Below are 5,086 nucleotides of genomic sequence, written 5' to 3' on the forward strand. Positions count from 1 at the left end.
GAATACGGCTTCTGAATAAGATGCTAAGACATGATCTTATTGGAGGGTTTTCCATGCATTCATTCTTTACGTATGTATTTCTTGGAATTTCATTGGCAGCACCTATCGGCCCAGTAAAAACGACGCTGATAAATACAGGCATCAACAAAGGCTTTTTTCGTGCATGGATTTTCAGTCTTGGAGCCTTATCTTCCGATATCCTATATATGCTTTTGGTGTACTTCGGAATCGCTAAATTCATCGATTCACCATTCATGCAAACGCTGCTCTGGTCTTTCGGATGCTTTGTCCTCATTTATACGGGGATTGAAAATCTGCTTGCGCTCCACAAAACTAAAGCAAAAACAATGACCAAGACAAATCGAATTCGACATACATACATAGCCGGCTTATTCATGGCGTTTCTAAACCCTTTGACGGTCCTTTTTTGGTTAGGTATTTATGGTTCCCTCCTTGTAGGGTCTTCTGAACCATTGGCAGGATATGAAATCTTCATTTGCAGTGGAGCCATATTATTGGGAATTATGATGGTGGATTTAACTATGTCCTTATTGTCCAGTAGCGCCAGCAAAGTGCTATCGAATAACATCCTGACAGGCATTTCCATGATATCCTCCCTTTCCATGATCGGCTTCGGCGTTTATTTCGGCGTCCAAGCCTATCATTCACTTTTCTAGCAAATCGCACCCGCATAAAAATGTACGTCTTGGAGACCCTAAATACGTTCCTCAATATGAAATTTTCTGAGGTGTATGTATGGAAAACAGTGAAGAAAAAGTCAGTACATGGTGCATTATCAGTATGGCTTCAATCCCTCTTGTAATGACATTAGGAAATTCAATGCTAATTCCCGTTCTTCCCATTTTGGAAAAAACGATGGGTATTTCTTCGTTTCAGTCGAGCATGATTATCACAAGTTACTCAATAGCAGCCATTTTCCTCATCCCAATTGCAGGCTATCTATCCGATCGATTTGGCCGTAAAATTGTCATATTGCCTAGTTTGATTTTAGCCCTAATTGGTGGATTAATTGCCGGTTACGCCTCCTGGAAACTGGATAACCCCTTCGCCTGGATTATCATCGGGAGAATTTTGCAGGGAATCGGTGCATCTGGTGCCTTCCCGATCATCCTCCCACTCGTTGGGGATTTGTATAAAGACGATGATGAAAAAACTAGTTCATGTCTTGGCATCATCGAAACTTCGAATACGTTCGGAAAAGTGATTAGTCCAATATTAGGAGCTACTTTCGCTTCTTTCTTATGGTTCCTTCCATTCTTCTCCATTTCCTTTTTCAGTCTTATTTCAATAGTTCTTATTTTTTTCTTTATCAAAGTACCCCATGAAAAAGAGGAGCCAAAGAAATTCAAGGAGTTCCTWAGCAACAGTAAGCAGACATTCCAAGAGGAAGGAAAGTGGCTATCMGCCGTCTTTCTCAGTGGTATTTTTGTTATGCTTATTTTATTCGGCACACTTTTCTTTCTATCGGAAATTCTGGAGAAAGAATACGAATTGAAAGGAATTAAGAAGGGCTACGTGCTGGCCATTCCTCTATTAATGTTGTGTATCGCTTCTTTCATTACGGGCCGCAAGATCAAAGGCAATCTATACAAGATGAAAAAAATGATGCTAGTCTGTCTAATTGCTTTATCTGTGAGCGTTAGTATGGTTGGAATATGGGCCGAACGACTTTGGGTCTTGCTCACTATTACCAGCCTTGTCGGAATTGCCATAGGTGCCATGCTACCTGTTCTTGACGCACTCATAACGGAGAATATTGATAAAGAAGAACGCGGTACCGTCTCATCTTTCTACAGTTCTGCTCGTTTCATTGGCGTGGCAGCTGGACCACCAATCATGGCGCTGGTCATGAACAATTATCTCAATGTTAGTTTTTTGATGGCAGGTKCACTAGGTGTTATTTTGACTTTTCTTGTATTTAAGTTCATCGATGTGAAAGAAATAGAGAACTGAGACGATACCAGTTATTCTTAACTGCTATCGCCTATTGTTAAATTAAAGCACTTGTTAGTTTGCACAAGGTGTAGAAAAATTATTATATTAAGTGCATATAATTGCCGGCCAGCATTAGATAAGCAAGCGCTAGTTTCCATTAACTATCCAGCTATTTTGTACATCATGTTTTCCTCATATTCTTTTATAAAATCGGTAAATGATATTTTCTCTATAGTTTCTGAACAAAACCTTCAATCATCTTGATATCATTTTCCTCAGAATTTATTCAACTTAAAAAAACCCAAAATGTACATGATACCATGCACATTTTGGGTTTTTATTATGATTTTCATCCTTGAAAATTACTTACGTATTGTGTTTAATGCTGTTGTCCAAGGGATAACTTGGTCTAACATTTGGTTTACAGAAGCTGCTTGAACGTCAGCTGGTTTGAATACTGTTCCGTTTTCGAAGTCTGTAAATAGTGATAATGCTGGGTGTACACGAACATGTGCTACTAGTAATTCACTTAAAATCCCGCGTAAATGTTCTGTTGCACGAGCCCCACCTACAGAACCATATGAAACGATACCAGCTGCTTTATTATTCCACTCATCACGTAGGTAATCTAATGCATTTTTTAGTGCGCCTGTAATAGAGTGATTGTATTCTTGAACGATGAATACAAATCCATCTTGTTTTGCAATGATTTCTGACCATGCAGCTGCCCCTGATGCATCGCCGCCTGCTTCACCTAAAAGTGGTAATTTGTATTCTGCGATATCGATAATAGTGTAGTTTGCGTCACCACGTTTATCTGCTAATTCTTTTACCCAAGTTCCTACTTGTGGACTTACGCGCCCCTCACGTGTTGATCCTAAAATAATACCTATATTTAATTTTGACATTGTTTTTCCCTCCATTTTTTGTGCTCCAAATAAATTAGTTAAAAAGCCCATTTTTTGTTATTTCACCTCCTCACAAGTACTCTTTTTCAATTTCAAGTGTGCTCCGAACCGTGTTGATTGGTCGTACTGATGCCTCAATTTGTTCTCTTTTCCCTTCAAGAAATGGCGGTAACGATAATATTTCCCCTACTGTTTCGTAAGGCTCGTCCCCCATAAATCCAGGACCATCTGTTGCCCATTCAAAAAGGATTCCAGGTGCTACGCGTGCATATAGTGATTCAAAAAAGAATCGATCAACATACCCTGACGTACCTAAACCAAATTCTTTCAAACGTTCAATCCACTCATATAATACCTTTGTATCTTCCACGCGGAAGGCTGCGTGATGCACTGTACCGAATCCTTGTCGGCCTGCTGGAAAAATCGTATTGTGCTCCACAATCACTTGTGCACCATTTCCACCTTCGCCCATTTCAAATAAATGCATAGATCCCTCTTCTGCGATTTCACGCATTAGCATTACTTTTTCCAATACTTCTTTATAATAATCATACTGAGCGATACGAACATGAATAGGTCCTAAACCTGTAATCGCAAATTCAAGTGGTACCGGACCGCTCTGCCAAGGTGTCCCTGATGAAACCCCTTCATTAAATTCATCTGAAATTAACATATATTGTTGATCATCAAAGTCAACAAATGAAATAGTTTTCTTATCAAATACTGCTTTAATGCCTGTATGTTTTACTTTGTACTTATCAAAACGTTTCACCCAGTAATCAAGTGCCGCATCGGTCGGTACACGAAAAGCCGTTTTATAAATCTCGTTTGTTCCGTGTGTTCCTTTTTGAATACCTGGAAAATCAAAGAATGTCATATCTGTACCGGCAGAACCTTTATCGTCTGCAAAGAATAAATGATACGTTTGAATATCATCTTGATTTACTGTTTTCTTTACTAGACGCATTCCTAATACACATGTGAAAAATTCATAGTTTTTCTCTGCACTACTTGTAATCGCTGTTACATGGTGAATTCCCTTTAAATGATTCATTATGGTTCCTCCTTTTTTATATCAAATTAATAATTCTCGAATTCGAGATAATTATTAAAAAAATTATAGTTTCTTTGCTTGATTACTTAATTGTTTAAGTAGTTCAATCACTTTGGACATGCTCAACGAACAACAAACTTCTTCTGTTCAAGCTTATCTACCTCATAAGTGATACTACTACTTGAAATGAGGACCTTTTTGCCAATCAATTGAATTGGTTGATCGCCTTTATAATAAAGTAATTTTAATACAGCAAACTCTGTTGGATTCAAGTCAAATCTTGCTGCATCTTTTCTGATCACTTCCTGAATCGCTTGGGCTGCACGAATAATAACAGAAACAGGAAGCAACTTTTTTTGAGTTAAAACCAATAGTATCACCACTTAACTATCTTCAATCACGATATCTTTAATTCAAATATCTTTAATTCAAACTAAATATAACACGATTTTAGAATTAATGCATCACTTTTGTTCGATTTCCAAGGGATCGTATCCATTTTAACAGGAACGACGTGTTGGTTTATAAAAAAGTTTGATCAAAAATACGTCTTATTAAGTTGATTTCCCCAATATAAAAGAGCCTGCTTTAAAAAAAAGCTTGATCAAAACAGGCTCTTTAAATATTTCACGAGAACGATTTTTATAAAAAAGCTTGATCATTTTCTACCTGTGTTGCTCAACAATCACGCCCGATTATTGAAGTTCGGTTTTAGACTAATCCACTTCACATATTTACTTTATGAAGCTTCAAGATAAAGACTGCTGCCACGATAAGAAGGGACACCGTCAGAAAAGTAACCGCGAGCGCGCTTTGCCCACTTGCGTACAAAGCTGCGGAAGCAACAATGAACACAACCAGCTTAAGCGTGGTTCGTATGGGGAAGGAGAAGATGGGGAGCGACGCCTTCGGGGAGAGAAACATACCCCATAGAGTGGCTATTACTAGTGGCGTAGCAACCGCGAGTATAATTTTGACCGCTGCCCCTGTCTTGATATGATAACCCCAGTAACTGAACGCAGCCATTGCACCAAGCTCCAGTAGAAAGAATCCGGTGAGGACGCTAACACCTATCCATTTTATTTCCATCCGACTCTTCCTCCTAATAAAAAGAAATAAGAAACTAATGTTAATTTTTTTATATGCAATATGTTTCGGCCATATTCTA

General features: G+C 38.4%; 5 protein-coding genes and 1 pseudogene. 2 read left to right on the top strand and 4 right to left on the bottom strand.

Annotated elements, in window-relative coordinates:
- Positions 1-53 precede the first annotated feature (53 nt).
- Both AC1DSL_RS15610 and AC1DSL_RS15615 read left to right on the top strand, forming a co-directional pair.
- A complete protein-coding gene (locus AC1DSL_RS15610) occupies positions 54-677 on the top strand; it encodes a LysE family translocator (RefSeq protein ID WP_477532884.1) in 624 nt (207 codons plus the stop codon).
- 79 nt (positions 678-756) lie between these two features.
- Positions 757-1,974 (top strand): MFS transporter, encoded by a 1,218-nt coding sequence (locus AC1DSL_RS15615; RefSeq protein ID WP_477532885.1) that lies wholly within the window; start codon positions 757-759, stop codon positions 1,972-1,974.
- Positions 1,975-2,318: 344 nt separating this feature from the next.
- Here AC1DSL_RS15615 and AC1DSL_RS15620 read toward each other — a convergent pair whose 3' ends face one another.
- The 4 genes and pseudogenes from AC1DSL_RS15620 to AC1DSL_RS15635 form a co-directional block, all read right to left on the bottom strand.
- Complete coding sequence (locus AC1DSL_RS15620) at positions 2,319-2,915, bottom strand: NADPH-dependent FMN reductase (protein ID WP_477532886.1); 597 nt, start codon at positions 2,913-2,915, stop codon at positions 2,319-2,321.
- Between the two features lie 19 nt (positions 2,916-2,934).
- The gene (locus AC1DSL_RS15625; RefSeq protein WP_477532887.1) at positions 2,935-3,918 is read right to left on the bottom strand and encodes a ring-cleaving dioxygenase; all 984 of its coding nucleotides are present in this window, start codon (positions 3,916-3,918) and stop codon (positions 2,935-2,937) included.
- Positions 3,919-4,043: 125 nt separating this feature from the next.
- Positions 4,044-4,289 (bottom strand): annotated as a pseudogene (locus AC1DSL_RS15630) (MarR family winged helix-turn-helix transcriptional regulator); the annotation flags it as partial.
- 355 nt (positions 4,290-4,644) lie between these two features.
- Positions 4,645-5,007, bottom strand: coding sequence for a YrdB family protein (locus tag AC1DSL_RS15635; RefSeq protein WP_477532888.1), 363 nt, complete (start codon positions 5,005-5,007; stop codon positions 4,645-4,647).
- Positions 5,008-5,086: the final 79 nt, after the last annotated feature.

The sequence above is a fragment of the Paenisporosarcina sp. P4_D4 genome (assembly GCF_056401835.1).

Coding starts and splice junctions, on each gene's coding strand:
- AC1DSL_RS15610 (WP_477532884.1), top strand. CDS start 54: ATGCATTCATTCTTTACGTATGTATTTCTTGGAATTTCATTGGCAGCA.
- AC1DSL_RS15620 (WP_477532886.1), bottom strand. CDS start 2,915: ATGGGCTTTTTAACTAATTTATTTGGAGCACAAAAAATGGAGGGAAAA.
- AC1DSL_RS15625 (WP_477532887.1), bottom strand. CDS start 3,918: ATGAATCATTTAAAGGGAATTCACCATGTAACAGCGATTACAAGTAGT.
- AC1DSL_RS15635 (WP_477532888.1), bottom strand. CDS start 5,007: ATGGAAATAAAATGGATAGGTGTTAGCGTCCTCACCGGATTCTTTCTA.